This is a genomic window from Arthrobacter sp. CAN_C5 (assembly GCF_017875735.1).
GTDB lineage: Bacteria > Actinomycetota > Actinomycetes > Actinomycetales > Micrococcaceae > Arthrobacter_D.
Genome location: NZ_JAGGMZ010000001.1, coordinates 2,352,465 through 2,366,580 on the forward strand (window position 1 = coordinate 2,352,465; position 14,116 = coordinate 2,366,580).

Genomic DNA, 14,116 nt, shown 5'->3' on the forward strand with positions numbered 1-14,116 from the left:
ACGGCCAAGATGTGGTGATTGCCTGCGCAGTTACGGCAGTTGTGCAGACGACTGTTGACATTGGAGTGTCAGAGCTCGCCGGCACAGTCATGCATTCTGCCAGGAGGCTTATGCACGAATTGACGTTGACGATCCATCGGCCATTACGGATTCCGGCCGTCTTGGCGGGAGCCGCCGGTACAGGCTGGATCGGGTGATCCCGGGCCTTCAAGTGAGGGAGCAGTTCGCGCAAATGAATATGAAGGGTCCCCGAGTCAAAGCCTAACTAGCGGCGCAATAGTACGGGCTGAGGTCAACGGGGCAGTCAAATCCGCTCCGCTGATGCCTCAAGTTGACGAAGCCGAACATTCGCGGAGACCGGGACAGTGGGACCTAACGACGTGCGCCGCCTCGGTCCTACAATCTAGACGCTCGGCGAGACGCTTTGCTCCGAAGACCCTCAAATCTTCCGCATATAGGACCTTAAAGAACAGCTCGTATAGGCTTAGAAGGACGATAAGCGCGCCCCCGTCCGCGCCACTAAAGACGGTTGGACAACCGTCCAGCTCAAGTCATTCAGCCTGAAGAACGACGCAACCCCTCGCCGCAGTTCTGCCGCATGTAAGACAGCGGAACCGACCCCGGCACAGCACTAGACCGAGGACGCGGAAGCTCGCAAGGGGTGGTTGGTCGTTCTGGCGTTTCCTTCCTTCTCAAGCGACTGTCTAAACCTCCAACAGCCGATGCGGCGCGTTTCGAATGAAGCGTGTTGATCGTATCCAATAGCGTGCCACCTATGCCGCACTTCCTAGGAGGGCCCCATCCATACGTGAAAGAAAGTTGCCGCGCATCGTTCGCGGCCCCCAAACTGCTTTCAGCTAGTCCCCCGTTTTCTCCGATCCGTCCGATAAGGGGATCCCTCAGCACATACATTGGTCAACACTGTACAGGGGAGGTCGGACTGTTCAGCGAACTGAATTCGTTCCTTGGTTAAGAGCCCTGCCTATGACTTGGGCTGCCTCGGGGTATGCCCCTGGGTTTGGTCCGGAGTAATTCAGTCGGATGTGCGGTCCAGTGGGTTCGGCGGGGAACCATCCGTTGCCCGGCGCGATGAAGACGTTGTTGGATTCGCATTCGGTGATCAGCTCCGGGAGGTGAGTCGCGTCTGGAAGTCTGATCCATAGGTTGAGTCCGCCCGTTGGGATTGTGGTGACCTCCGCAGCTGACGCGTACTGGCTAATGCTATCAACCAGAAGGTTCCGACGGGACTGGAGTTGCTGGCGAAGCCCTCGAAGGTGGGTCTGCCAACCGGGTTGGGTGACGACGTCGAGCGAGGCGGCTTGCAGGACACCACTTACATACATCGAAGCGGCGGCACGATCAGCCGTGATTCGCTCTCGTGCTGGTCCGCGGGCGATGATCGCAGCAACTCTCAGCGCGGGGGAAATGCTTTTGGTAAGTGAGCGAACATACACCACATGACCGCCGTCATCCTGGGCTGCTACCGGTGTGGAGTTGGTCGTGATGCCGAAGTCGTGGGCCCAGTCATCTTCGATCAGGAAGGCCCCATAGGTTTTGACCACGTCGAGGATCTGGGTTGCGGTGTCTTGGGACCATTGAGCACCGGTCGGGTTGGCGTAGTTGGGCTGAGCGTAAAAGGCGCGCGCGCCGGTCTCTTCGAAGGCGCGGGCGACGTCCTCAGGTTCCGGGCCGTAGGGGCCAGAAGGAACAGGGATAAGACGGACGCCGGCCTGCTCGGCGGCAAGAATCGCACCCCAATAAGTCGGTGATTCGATCAGCAGCGGCTGCCCAACGGAAACTAGCGCACGGAAAATAGAACTGAGGCCACTCTGACTGCCCGGAAGAACAATCACATCACTGGCCAGCACAGAATTCACCCCCAAAGGTGTGTCAGCGGCTAGTTCCGAAGCAAACCACGACTGCAAATCAGGATTGCCAGACACCGGGGACCGCGTCAGAGCGGATTCGCTGCGTGCTGCCCTAAGAAGCGCTGCCCGCACCAAGCGGTCCGGTAAGAGCTCCTTATCCGGGTACCCGCCATGAAGCGCTATACCGCCGCCAGGGGTCGGGCGCATCGTTGCCGCGGCTGAGGTTAGCCGGCTGTGTGAGGTTCCGAGGGCTGCGGTTTGCCACCCGAAATCCGATGGGCGGGCCGTGCGGACGGCCCGCACGAAGGTGCCCACCCCTGGACGGCTCTCGATTAGACCCTGAGCGGTCAGCGTACGCAGCGCCTTCTGAACCGTGACAGGGCTAGCCTCATAACTCGTCACCAGCGACCGAGTCGACGGCAGCCTGGCACCCGCAGGGGCACCCGCAATCCAGTCACGAAGCGCCCGAACAATCCGCATACTGCTATCGTTGATCATGAACCCCAATAGTAGCGCTACCCCCCAAAAGATTCCTCTGCTATCGTCGTCAGGATCTGGTATTGCATGGGGTTTACTCGGTGTTGCAGCGTTTTCCTTCACCGTCCCTTTCACCCGCATTGCTGTCGGCGGTTTCTCCCCTTTATTCATCGGTTCGGGCCGCGCCGTCATTGCTGCTGCCCTCGCTATTGCGGCCCTTTCGCTCACCCGACAGCGGATCCCTAACGCCGGCCAATGGATAAGGCTCGCCGTCGTCGCTAGTGGGATCGTGATCGGTTTTCCCCTACTGACCTCCTTCGCTCTCACCACCGCACCCGCAAGCCACGGGGCCGTCGTCATCGCCCTCCTCCCCGCAGCCACAGCAGTCATGGCTGTAGTCAGAGGGAAGGAACGACCACCTCGATCCTTCTGGGTCATGGCGATCATCGGTGCAATCGTAGCGATCGGCTTCGCCGCCGCTCAAGGGGGCAGGTTCACACATCTCACCACGTCGGACCTGTTGCTGTTCAGCGCCGTATTCGCAGCAGCAATCGGGTACGCAGAAGGCGGGTTGCTCGCCCGCGAGGTCGGCGCCTGGCAAACAGTGTCGTGGGCATTGGTGATCGCTTCCCCGCTAATGATTGTGCTTACCGTCTTCGCGGCGGTTCAGCAACCCCCGACCGGGACTCCCATCGAATGGGCTGCCTTCGGCTACCTCGCCGTGATCAGCATGTTCCTCGGGTTCTTTGCCTGGTACCGTGGCCTCGCCATCGGGCCCATGTCCCTGGTCAGCCAGGTCCAGCTCATCCAACCAGTGCTCAGCATTCTATGGGCAGCGCTCCTGCTTAAGGAGCAAATAACCTGGGCGACTATCCTCGGCGGCGTCGCTGTAATCCTCTGTGCAGGCATCGCAGTCCGCACCCGACTAAACCAACCGAAACCACAACCCGTAGTCGTCAGTCTGTCTATCGATTCGTAACACAGAGCAACGCCGTACTAAGACAATTCACTTACCGGCCATATTTGGGGAACGCGTCCGTTCAGGAACCCGTCACGGGACTCTGGTGATCAATCGAACTTTACAAAAAGGTTCGGACGGATCCGGCCTGCAAATCCTCGATCTGGGTGTAGTTGAGAGTGCAAATCCATGCAACGCTCTGTATAGGACAAAGCATCGTTCCAGAATTGACTGTGGCAGGTTGAAGTGGCCCCACTGTGACGGTTTGAACCGGACCCACCTAGCGACTCGCGGGGCTTCTTGTGACGGTTTGAGGTGGCCCCACCCCAGCGTTGGAATCATCAATTCGTTTCCAGTGGTGGAGGTCAGGGATGAGAGCACGCGTGGAGGTATTCGCAGCGATCCGTAGGGACGCCCGAGTGGAGGGTCTCTCTGTTCGTGCGCTGGCGGTTCGCCATGGAGTCCACCGCCGCACGGTACGAGCAGCTTTGGAGTCGGCAAAACCGCCGGAGCGGAAAACGCCAGGCCGAGTGTCTACGAAGTTGGAGGCGTTCAAGCCTGCGATCGACGCGATGCTCGTTGAGGACACGACGGCGCCGCGGAAACAACGTCACACCGCGCGTAGGGTCCTTGCCCGGCTGATCGCGGAGCATGATGCCAAGGAGCTGTCGTATTCCACGGTGCGTGACTATGTCCGGGTTCGTCGTGCGGAGATAGATGTTGAGGCCGGCCGCAGGGTGGAGGTATTCGTCCCGCAGGAGCACGCGCCGGGCGCGGAGGCCGAGGTGGACTTCGGGGAGGTCTGGGTCGTCCTCGACGGCGTGAAAACGAAGTGCCACATGTTCGTTTACCGGCTCTCCCACTCAGGGAAAGCAGTTCACCGGATCTACCCGACGCAGGCGCAGGAAGCGTTCCTTGAGGGACACATCGACGCCTTCATTGCTCTGAGCGGCGTCCCGACCAGGCACATCCGGTACGACAATCTCACGAGCGCGGTCACGTCGGTGGTGTTCGGGCAGGGGCGGCAGCGGGTCGAGAACGACCGGTGGGTGCTTTTCCGTTCCCACTACGGTTTCGACGCGTTCTATTGCCAGCCGGGCATCAACGGTGCCCATGAGAAAGGCGGGGTCGAAGGCGAGGTGGGCCGGTTCCGCCGCAACAGGCTCTCTCCGATGCCCGTCGTCGGGTCCCTGAGCGAGCTCAACGACCGCATCCGGGTGTGGGAGGCAGAGGACGACGGTCGGCGGATCAACGACAGGATCCGTACCGTCGGTCAGGACTTTGAGACGGAACAACCGCATTTGGCACCTCTGCCGTCGGAGACGCTCGATCCGGGGCTGGTGCTGACGCCGAGGGTGGACCGGTCCTCGATGATCACGGTCAGGATGGTGAAGTACTCGGTGCCGGCACGATTCATCGGCAGGAAGGTCCGTGTCTCACTACGGGCCTCTGAGATCGTGGTGTTCGACGGACGCACGATCGTAGCCAGGCATCAGAGGATCACCGTCAAGCATGGGCAGTCCGTGCAGTTGGATCATTACCTAGAGGTCCTCAAAACCAAACCCGGTGCCCTGCCCGGTTCCACCGCCCTGGCGAGAGCGAGGGAGGCCGGTTCGTTCACGAACGCTCATGAAGCGTTTTGGGCGGCGTCCCGGCGGGTCAACGGTGACGCGGACGGCACCCGTGAACTCATCGACGTCCTGCTCCTTCACCGGTTCATGCGCCCCGTCGACATCCAAGCCGGTATCAGCGCAGCCTTGCAGATAGGCGCGGTCAGCGCCGACGTCGTCGCGGTCGAAGCACGCCGGCACGCAACCGAAAACCTGAACGGCAACCGGGACCTGGCAGGCGTGGGTGGGTCCACTTCAGACCGTCACCGCGGCGCCCATCGTGGTGCTCACGCCGAGGACAAAGTGCAACGGGTTGTCAGTCTTACCCAACGCCGCCTCATGGACCCGGCCGCTGTCATCGCGGGTCTCCCACCCGACAGCCGGCCGATCCCGTCTGTCAGCTCGTATGACGAGCTGCTCGCCAAACGCACTCCATCGAACCCAGCAAATACCTCTGTCAGCGCGCCCGTCAGCATGTCGAAGGAGAACATCTCATGAGCCCCACAATCTCGACCACCCCCGTGACCCCGACGTTGCGCCGGCGACGTGGCTTGACTGAGCAGGCGGCCGTGGCGGCCGTCGACCAGGCCTGCCGCCGGCTACGTCTCCCCACCATCCGGGCGGTCCTCGACGAAGCGCTGACCGTCGCCGGGAAGGAACAGTTGTCCTACCAGGGTTTCCTGGCCGAGCTGCTGCTGGCAGAGTGCGACGACCGGGACCGTCGCTCCTCAACCCGGCGGGTGAAAGCCGCGAACTTCCCGCGGGATAAGTGGCTCGGGGACTTCGACTTCGACGCGAACCCCAACATCAACCCTGCGACGATCCACACGTTGGCGACCGGGGACTGGATCCGCAAAGGACGACCCCTCTGCCTCATCGGAGACTCAGGGACCGGGAAATCCCACCTCATCATCGGCCTGGGCACCGCGGCCGCGGAGAAAGGGTACCGGGTGAAATACACCCTCGCTACGAGGCTGGTGAACGAACTCGTCGAAGCCGCGGACGAGAAGATGCTCGCCAAGACCATCGCCCGGTACGGGCGGGTCGACCTGCTCTGCATCGACGAGCTCGGCTATATGGAACTCGACCGGCGAGGCGCTGAGCTCCTCTTCCAGGTCCTCACCGAACGCGAGGAGAAAAACTCCATCGCGATCGCGTCCAACGAGTCCTTCTCCGGCTGGACAAAAACCTTCACCGATCCACGACTCTGCGCAGCGATCGTAGACCGCCTCACCTTCAACGGAGCCATCATCGAAACAGGCACCGACTCCTATCGCCTCGCCCATACCCTCGCCCAGCAAAGCGCGAGCTGACCCGCGTCATCACTATCGACTCCGAGCGATCAACGTCAGGCGGGGACCACCGACGGCTGCCTGAAACGGATCCCCAAGCGGGCGTCCGACCTGGTCTAGTCCGCGATGGACACGTACCCCTCGGTCCACAAATCATCACCGAGAGTTGCGGCGTCGATGAGAAAGCACTTGGGTTCGTCTTCGAACCCTGGCTGGGACCGCGCTCGATCAATACGCGCTTGAGCCGCATCCTGTGATCCGTAGACACCAAGCATCTTCGCGTCGTCCCCAGACTGTTCGTCGAGCAGGATCTGGCCATCGTCACCGAAATGCTCAGTTGGAGAACCGTCGAGCCACTTTGCGTGATGAATGTGCCACACCATGTATACATCCATGAAGGCAGTATCTCAGCTGCAGCGACTCATAGACCCAGGGTCCCGCTGAGGGATTGCTCTTGGGACGGATAGATCAGGTTGGAGCACAGGTTAAAGGCGCCGTGTTGAGCCAGTGCCGCAGGTAGCTTCGTCCCAGTTGGTCAGCCACGTCGTCGAGGGCTGCCTCATACTCGCCGCGATCGAATACGAGCGGCCCAACATGAGTGACCCTGTCTTCCTCCTGAAACTCATCCAGTTCGTTCTCAGTACTGGGCGGACCGTCATGACAGAAGTCGCTCCAAACCACTCGATCGGTTTCAACTTGGATTCTTACGCTGATCCCACCGCAGCCCTGATCAAAGCATGCACCGCAGAAGTAGAGCCAGACACGGTGTGGAAAGAACTCGCCTGAAAGCTCGCCCTTTAGGCGACGAATCTGATCTAGGGCGGCACCGAAGGGCAACTTGCGTCGTCGCAACAGAGTAATCTCATACTGCTCCAGGTCCACCGTGTCGAACACCAACTCCCGAAGGAGCCGACCATCCACGAGGAAGTCAAAACCACCACTCGCGTCGGGACACAGACCGAACTGATTCATGCCAGCACCGATCCCTTCACTTGTCTCCTTCGCACGTCTAGGAGCTCCGGGGAAAGCTCTCTAGTTACTGGTACTGCAATTACACTGCACGGGATCTCTTGGCGGGTCGGAGCGGCTTCGGGCCGCTCGAAAACCTTCGCCCTAAGCGCCACTCGAAGCAGTCTGACTCGATAATCATTTGCGGACAACGCCGCGGCCCAGCAGGCTGCGCCGCTCACTGATCCGCCCTCCTCCCTCGAGGTACACCAGCATCGCGAGACAGAGCTTTCGCAATGCTTCCTCCCGGTACTCCTCGGCGTCCTCCTCATCATCTTCTTCATCGAAGGCCATGATCTGCACGTTCAGCTCCGGAACGTAGGCGATCATGAATGGACCGCCGTCAGCTCCGATTATGACTGAGCGCCCTTCGCGCGTGCCGCTAATGACGAGTGAGCCGTAGGGCCAGTCTTTGTCATCGGTGTTCACATCTGCCGTCACAAGATGCTCATTGAAGACTTCCGGGACCACGCGTCCGAGCATGGCTCTCATATCGATAGTCATGGAGACAGCTTCGCAGACCGATGCCGTATCGACACGCTCCACCAAGAGAATCAGACAACTGCTACCGAATGACTCGCTTGAGGATCCTGCACCGGGGTCATAACCATAAGGCATTGACGGCTTGGCTACGTTCGACGGTCATCAGCCGGGGCCACTTCTAGCCGTCCGGCCGGGGCCAAGACGGCTTGACACAATCAAGAATGGTCGCGTTCTGGTCGCCTAGTGAGTTAGACAGTGTGCGAACCCAGACATAAAAGTGGCAGGTGCCCTCCGTCCAGGGCACCCGCCACTTTGTTCAATTTACGGAGAAGCTCCGTGAGTCAGGGTACTAGCCGTTGACTCGTACGAAGTATGAACCGCCAAGGTCGGACAGTGGGTGCTCGATGGTGAGGTTTGACCCGTTCATGCCACTGCTGATGACCTTGCCGTTCCCGACGTAGATGGCAATGTGGCCCGGGCGGACTACGAGGTCACCGGGTGCAGGGCTTGAGACCCGGGTTCCGTACTGATCGAACTGCAGGGGGCCGAGGTCGCCGACGTTCAGGCCGATGGAGCGCAGAGCGCGTTCGACGAGGACGGTGCAGTCCTGAATCGACCCGATCTGCCCATAGGCCGAAGCGACCAATGCTGCGCCGACTCCGCTGGCTGGAACTGACGAAGCTGCCTTAGCTGCAGACGCAATCGGGGTGATGGGGCTGGAAGCCAAGGTCATCATTGCCGGTGCTGCGGAAACGGGTGCTGCTGCTGGAGCGGGTGCTGCTGCCTGAACGGCTGGTGCCGCTGCCGGAGCGACTGGTGCAGGTGCCGAGTAGAAGGCCTGGCTTGCAGTAGCTGCTGGGACGGCTGCCGCGCTGACGGCTGCCCCACCGGTGAGCTGGATCTGCTGTCCGGGGTAGATGACTGAGGCGTAGGACAGTCCGTTCTGGGCCAGGAGGGTGTCGAGGCTGACACCATGCAGTGCCGCGATGGCGCCCAGGGTGTCCCCGGCAGCAACAGTGTGGACTCCGGAAGCGGCGGGTGCTGAGACTGCGGAGGCGGTCGTTGCTTCGCCCTGCGTGTAGGTTCCTGCGTGGGCGGTCGCTCCGACGGAGAAGACGAGGCTGCCGGTCGCGACGGCGATGATGGCTGGCTTGCCCAGTGCTACGGCATTGGTCTTGGCGGACTGGGTCAGACCTTCAAGAGCGATGGAGTGGGTGGTGGCCGCGCGGTGGCGTGCCGAAATGGACTTACGTGACATGGTGGTTGCCTCTCCCATGCCTGCGGGGTGAGCTGTCGGGTTCGGATGGGAGTCACCCGGCCGTCCACCATCCTTGAGCTTCCTGCCAATCGCAAACGATGCGGCAGATTTTGCACTGGATAGTCAGATCGACTTAACCCCGAGGGTCACCGCGTGCGGTGGCCCGGTGGAAACGTGGTTCCCCCGTCCCTGCCATCTGGATTGTGCGAACGGGTCCCGGTGCAGCGGCAGGGCTCGGCATTCTGCGCGGGATTATGATCTCGGCGGGGTGCCAAGATCACTCGAATGAGAGTACCCCACTGTGGTACCAAAGTCACGTTAAGGTAACGGGCTTTTCAAGGATTACCGCACCCGCGGGCCTCTGGCGTTCAAGGGAACCCATTTCACCTATTGAGCATTCCGACCGGAGCGGATCGTCGATGATACTTATCGTGGCCGCGGAGCGCATGGTCGAGGACGTGCCAACGGCCTCATCTGGGTCTGACCAGGAAAGGTCGGACCTTTGAAAAGATAGGACCGTGAACGCCGGAGCCGGACCTCGGAACAGTACCGATGACACCCTGGAGGCGGCGGCAACGGAAGTTCCCACGACGGAGCCCACCGTCGCGGACTAGCCGGTTACCACCGGTGCGGTGCACCATTATTCCCCGGGCAAGGCGGCCTATCTGCGGCGATTGAAGGCATTGAAGGACAAGTCCGTTGGATAGCGCGGATGGTCGACGAAGATCAGAACTGCATCGACATCCTCACCCAGCCCGCGGCTGTCAACACTGCCATGCACGCCGTGAGTCTGGGCGGCCTTCTAGAAAACCACTTGCAACATTGCGTCGTCGCCGCCGCCCAGGAAGCCGAAACCACCGGGGCCTACGAAGCGGTCGACGCGAAGGTTGAGGAAGCAACACAGGCGATCATCAGACTACTGCGCTAACCGTTCCCCGGAGGCCCCTGTGCGCTCCCAGGCTTCATCAGATAGTCGTGATAATGCCTCAAACGGTGGGTCCGCGCATCAGCATTTACTAGTGGTTGGTTCTGATGTCATGCCGTGCCACACGGAAACATACCCATGTATGACCCGAAGCATCATCGCTGTTTGTCATTCTGATCCCCATCATCGCTGGGCGGGTCCTCCCCACAACCAGGGCGCGAAGCGCCGGGAGCAGACCAAATTTCCGTTCGGCGCTCCTCCGTCGCTTATTTCCTCGCGAAATTTTGGCCCGCTCCCGGTTCCCCAAGTTGCACTCCGGCCCCTCGTACCTAGCGGTGATTCCTCTATCAGAACGACGCACAAATATGACAGACACATACGGTGCCAGCCAGTCGCCGAAGGAGAAGGAACATGGAACCGCTGACCATCAAAACCCCCGCCGATGCCCTCAGTTTCATCGGCAACACCTTGGGGTTTTGGCCCCAGGAAAGCCTGGTCTGCATCACCCTCGCCGATCACCATGTAGGGACAACCCTGCGCGTCGACCTGCCGAAGCCAAACACCGAGACCAGCTACGCAAAGTTGGTGGCAAGCTACCTCGGCCACGACACCCACGCTGAAAGTGCGCTCCTCACCATTGGCGCCCACGAAGGACGGCGGGACCGGGACCCTTGAGTTGCCGCTTCGCCTAGGAGGCTTCCCCAAGGAACTGGCTTTGGAAAAGTTTCACAAAAGTCATGTATCTTCACCACCACTCCCCCATGAAGTAGTAAGAAAGCCCACCAAAGGGCTCCAAGATAGAAAGGAGGCGGACCGTCACAGGAAGACTGCAACCCACCCACCGAAACAGGCACACCCTGCGCACACTTTGCGCCGGTTTGTGCACAGTCAGAGAGCGAAACAGCCTCTGACAAGGGGAAACACTGTGCCCGAAGTGGGACTTGAACCGGCTTTACCCCCTTGCAAACACTGGCCTCCCCCCGAAAACCTCCCCAAACCGGCCCAGACCGACACCGATACGGCCCAGTCCGACCCCCAAGGTGTGCACATTGTGCACACCCCCCTTTTTGCCCTCTCCCTGGCCGGCATTTGATGGCTGCCTGTGCGCCTGTCGAGCAAGCAACTCCATACCCCGACGTGTTCATGCCCGCGCCAGAGCCCGATGACACTGGTATCGATACCGGCGTGGAGCAGTCGCATCGCGGTCGTGTGCCGCAAGACATGGGCGGTGACGCGTTTATCGGCCGGTCTTCGACAGCGCGTGGTGGCGGTGCGAGTATGGATGGTGCTGCGGTGTTCGATAGCGTCTCGGCTAAGCCGCTGGCCGGTGCGCCCGGGGAAGACTACCGGTGTGGGCGGGGCGTTGTTCCTTATCCCAAGATCGCAACGACGTGACCGTTTGGCGGTCAGCGGAGTGATGCGGTCTTTTCGTCCCTTGCCGCGGCAGGAAATGTGGGCGCCAGTGCCCAGGTGGATGTCGCTCACTGTGAGGCTGAGTAGTTCCGAGATGCGCGATCCGGTTTGGATGGCGACGAGCAAGAAGGTGTAGTCGCGCCGCCCGGTCCAGGTGCTGCGATCCGGCGCTGCGAGCAGGGCCTCGCATTCCTTGTCGTCGAGATAATCGACAAGGCGGCGATCGATGCGTTGCGGCGGTATTGCCAACACTCGGGTAAGGCTGGTGGCATGTTCGGAATGGCGAAGGACCGCGTATCGGAACAGACTGTGGATCGCGCTAAGTCGGGCATTTGGATCCGGGCGCTGTTACCGCGGTCCGTGTGCGGGTGTTCGAAGAAATCCGTGATGTTGGGGCCATCGAGGTGGTCCCATTGCAACGACGATGCCGGGATCCTGTGATGGTTAGCGGCGAAGACGAGCAACATTCGCCGCGTATCGCGGTAAGAGGCGATGGTGTGGCTGCTGGCAGGCAGGATCGCAGGTTGCATACAAAATGCACCACAATGGCCACGATGCCCTTGACGCACCGGCCTGCTTCTGAGAAGTTGTATACGTTACTTTGTTTGATGAGTGGCACTTTTATTCCCCACCATTCTGGAGGCTACGCCGTGACAGTTCCCCATGCTGCACCTCCCGCCGACGGTCCTCTCGCCGGGCTCCGCGTGGTCGAGATGGGGCAACTCTTGGCCGGCCCGTTCTGTGGGCAGATGCTCGGAGATCTGGGCGCCGACGTCGTGAAGATCGAGGACCCGAAGAAGGGCGATCCGCTGCGACAGTGGGGCCGTCAACTTCCACAGGGGCAGTCGCTGTGGTGGACGATCGTGGGCCGAAACAAGCGCTCGGTTACCCTCAACCTGCGGGAGCCCGAAGCCCAGGACCTGGCGCGTCAGATCATCGCCACCGCTGACATCGTCATTGAGAACTTTCGGCCCGGCACCATGGAACGGTGGGGCCTCGGATACGACGTCTTGCAGGAGCTCAACCCCGGGTTGATCATGGTCCGGGTCTCCGGGTTCGGGCAGGATGGGCCCTACTCGCAGCGCGCCGGCTACGGCGCGATCGGTGAGGCGATGGGCGGGCTCCGCTATGTGGTGGGGGATCCCTCCACGCCGCCGTCGCGCGTCGGGATTTCGATCGGTGACACCCTGGCCGCACTCTTTGCCGCCATCGGCGCCCTGGCCGCAATCCGTGAACGGGATGTCAGCGGCCGCGGGCAGATCGTGGACTCCGCAATCTATGAGGCGGTGCTCGGGGTGATGGAATCCCTCGTCCCCGAATGGCAGATTTCTGGTTATCAGCGTGAGCGCACGGGAGCCATTCTGCCCAACGTCGCCCCCAGTAACGTGTATCCCACCAAGGACGGCAAGTGGATCCTTATCGCGGCCAACCAGGACACCGTCTTCTCTCGGCTCGCGAAAGCCATCGGCCGGCCTGGCCTTGCCGAGGACCCGCGGTACGCCACGCACGGCGCTCGCGGCGAGCGGCAGGCTGAGCTCGACGGAATCATTGCGGACTACACCTCGGCCTACGACGCCGAGGACCTCGAGTCCGCCCTTGAAGAGTCGGGGGTGCCCTCCGGGAAGATCTTCCGACCAGTCGATATGCTCGCCGATCCGCAGTACCAGGCCCGGGAGTCGATCACCAGTGTCGACCACCCCGTACTCGGCCCGGTCGCCATGCAGAATGTCTTTCCAAGATTGAGCCGCACCACCGGGACCGTGCGATGGCCGGGCCCGGAGCTGGGACAGCATACGGAGGAGGTCCTCGCGGAGATCGGCGTCGACCCCGCCGCTCTGGCGGCCTTGCGTGGACGGAATGTCGCATGAGCATCCCCCAGCTTCCATCCGCCATCCGGCTCGTGGAGGTAGGCCTGCGCGACGGACTGCAGTCAGTGCCGGAACCGCTGTCCACCGGGAAGAAGGTTGAGCTCATCCACATGCTCATCGATGCGGGGGTGCGAGAGATTGAAGCGGTCTCCTTCGCCCACCCGAAAGTCCTCCCCCAACTGGCCGACGCGGCCGACGTCATGGCAGCTGTGCCGCGCGTCCCCGGAGTCCGGTACCGCGGACTGGCACCGAATTTCCGCGGGGCCGAGCGTGCGGTGGACTGCGGCCTCGACGAGCTCGTCATCGTCGTTTCAGCTGATGAGGAAGTGAGCCTCCGCAACCAGGGGCTCACGGTCGACGAGATCCTCGCGGATCTTGCCCGAATCGGTACGCTCACCCAGGCTTCGAATCTACGGCTTGTCGTCGCTGTTGCCTGCGCGTTCTTCGCTCCGGCGCGTGGAACGGTGACCGGGGCGGAACGTCTCCGGGTCGTCGACGCAGCCGTGGACGCGGGCGCCGCCGGCATCTACCTGGCGGCAACCTCCGGAGAGGAGCATCCCGGAGAGATGTACGACGGCGTCTCCGAGGTACGTCATCTCCACCCGCACCTCGATGTCGGGGCGCACCTGCACAACCGCAACGGATTCGCCCCGGCGAACGCACTGGCATGCATGATGGCCAGCGTTACGTGGCTTGAGGGATCATTCGCGGGTCTGGGCGGCGACCTCTGGTTTCCGGGTGACCCCTCAGTACTCGGCAATGCCGCCCTCGAGGACATCATCCACCTATGCGATGGACTCGGCATCGACACTGGCATCGACCTCAAGAAGTACATGGCGGTGTCGGAACGCATCGTCGAACTCACCGGACGACCGTCGGCGTCGTTCGTTTCCCGCGGCGGAACACGGAACGACCTCGCCGCCGCCCGTTGGCCCACGACCGCCTGACCGCGACTT

General features: G+C 61.6%; 12 protein-coding genes, 1 pseudogene and 1 riboswitch. Of the genes and pseudogenes, 7 read left to right on the forward strand and 6 right to left on the reverse strand.

All coding sequences use genetic code 11. From position 1 onward, the window contains the following. Nucleotides 1–944 precede the first annotated feature (944 nt). Nucleotides 945–2,366 (reverse strand): PLP-dependent aminotransferase family protein, encoded by a 1,422-nt coding sequence (locus H4V95_RS11105; protein ID WP_209730512.1) that lies wholly within the window; start codon nt 2,364–2,366, stop codon nt 945–947. Here H4V95_RS11105 and H4V95_RS11110 point away from each other — a divergent pair. The 3 genes from H4V95_RS11110 (at nt 2,365) to istB (ending at nt 6,226) form a co-directional block, all read left to right on the forward strand. After that, a complete protein-coding gene (locus H4V95_RS11110; protein WP_209730514.1) occupies nt 2,365–3,324 on the forward strand; it encodes a DMT family transporter in 960 nt (319 codons plus the stop codon). The two genes, H4V95_RS11105 and H4V95_RS11110, sit on opposite strands and share 2 nt — an antisense overlap. 350 nt (nt 3,325–3,674) lie before the next feature. Next, the gene (istA, locus tag H4V95_RS11115) at nt 3,675–5,411 is read left to right on the forward strand and encodes an IS21 family transposase (protein WP_209730518.1); all 1,737 of its coding nucleotides are present in this window, start codon (nt 3,675–3,677) and stop codon (nt 5,409–5,411) included. After that, the gene (istB, locus tag H4V95_RS11120) at nt 5,408–6,226 is read left to right on the forward strand and encodes an IS21-like element helper ATPase IstB (RefSeq protein WP_209730520.1); all 819 of its coding nucleotides are present in this window, start codon (nt 5,408–5,410) and stop codon (nt 6,224–6,226) included. The genes istA and istB overlap by 4 nt, the downstream gene beginning before the upstream one ends. A 95-nt stretch (nt 6,227–6,321) precedes the next feature. Here the strand turns inward: istB and H4V95_RS11125 are convergent, their stop codons facing one another. From H4V95_RS11125 to H4V95_RS11140, 4 genes are all read right to left on the reverse strand, one after another. Beyond that, nucleotides 6,322–6,600 carry a hypothetical protein gene (locus H4V95_RS11125; protein WP_209730523.1) on the reverse strand — a complete coding sequence of 93 codons (279 nt, stop codon included), beginning with the start codon at nt 6,598–6,600 and terminating at the stop codon, nt 6,322–6,324. Between the two features lie 73 nt (nt 6,601–6,673). After that, nucleotides 6,674–7,177 carry a hypothetical protein gene (locus tag H4V95_RS11130; RefSeq protein WP_209730526.1) on the reverse strand — a complete coding sequence of 168 codons (504 nt, stop codon included), beginning with the start codon at nt 7,175–7,177 and terminating at the stop codon, nt 6,674–6,676. A 174-nt stretch (nt 7,178–7,351) separates the two neighbouring features. After that, nucleotides 7,352–7,717 carry a hypothetical protein gene (locus H4V95_RS11135; protein WP_209730529.1) on the reverse strand — a complete coding sequence of 122 codons (366 nt, stop codon included), beginning with the start codon at nt 7,715–7,717 and terminating at the stop codon, nt 7,352–7,354. A gap of 328 nt (nt 7,718–8,045) precedes the next feature. Continuing rightward, a complete protein-coding gene (locus H4V95_RS11140) occupies nt 8,046–8,954 on the reverse strand; it encodes a LysM peptidoglycan-binding domain-containing protein (protein ID WP_209730531.1) in 909 nt (302 codons plus the stop codon). 2 nt (nt 8,955–8,956) lie between these two features. Beyond that, nucleotides 8,957–9,204: riboswitch (cyclic di-AMP (ydaO/yuaA leader) on the reverse strand. Nucleotides 9,205–9,586: 382 nt separating this feature from the next. On the opposite strand from H4V95_RS11140, the pseudogene H4V95_RS11145 reads away from it, so the two are divergent. Together H4V95_RS11145 and H4V95_RS11150 are read left to right on the forward strand one after the other, a co-directional pair. After that, a pseudogene (locus H4V95_RS11145) lies at nt 9,587–9,882 on the forward strand (metal-sensitive transcriptional regulator). A gap of 408 nt (nt 9,883–10,290) precedes the next feature. Continuing rightward, nucleotides 10,291–10,554: a DUF4192 family protein gene (locus H4V95_RS11150; RefSeq protein WP_209730534.1), complete on the forward strand. Its 264-nt coding sequence runs from the start codon at nt 10,291–10,293 to the stop codon at nt 10,552–10,554. Nucleotides 10,555–10,767: 213 nt separating this feature from the next. Here the strand turns inward: H4V95_RS11150 and H4V95_RS18985 are convergent, their stop codons facing one another. Next, entirely contained in the window at nt 10,768–11,544 is a 777-nt protein-coding gene (locus tag H4V95_RS18985; protein ID WP_209730537.1) for a tyrosine-type recombinase/integrase, read from the reverse strand. Between the two features lie 398 nt (nt 11,545–11,942). Here H4V95_RS18985 and H4V95_RS11160 point away from each other — a divergent pair, with 398 nt between their 5' ends. Together H4V95_RS11160 and H4V95_RS11165 are read left to right on the forward strand one after the other, a co-directional pair. Then, on the forward strand, nt 11,943–13,160 hold the full coding sequence (locus tag H4V95_RS11160) for a CaiB/BaiF CoA-transferase family protein (RefSeq protein ID WP_312884012.1): 1,218 nt from the start codon (nt 11,943–11,945) through the stop codon (nt 13,158–13,160). Continuing rightward, nucleotides 13,157–14,107, forward strand: coding sequence for a hydroxymethylglutaryl-CoA lyase (locus H4V95_RS11165; RefSeq protein ID WP_209730543.1), 951 nt, complete (start codon nt 13,157–13,159; stop codon nt 14,105–14,107). Before H4V95_RS11160 ends, H4V95_RS11165 begins: the two co-directional genes overlap by 4 nt. Nucleotides 14,108–14,116: the final 9 nt, after the last annotated feature.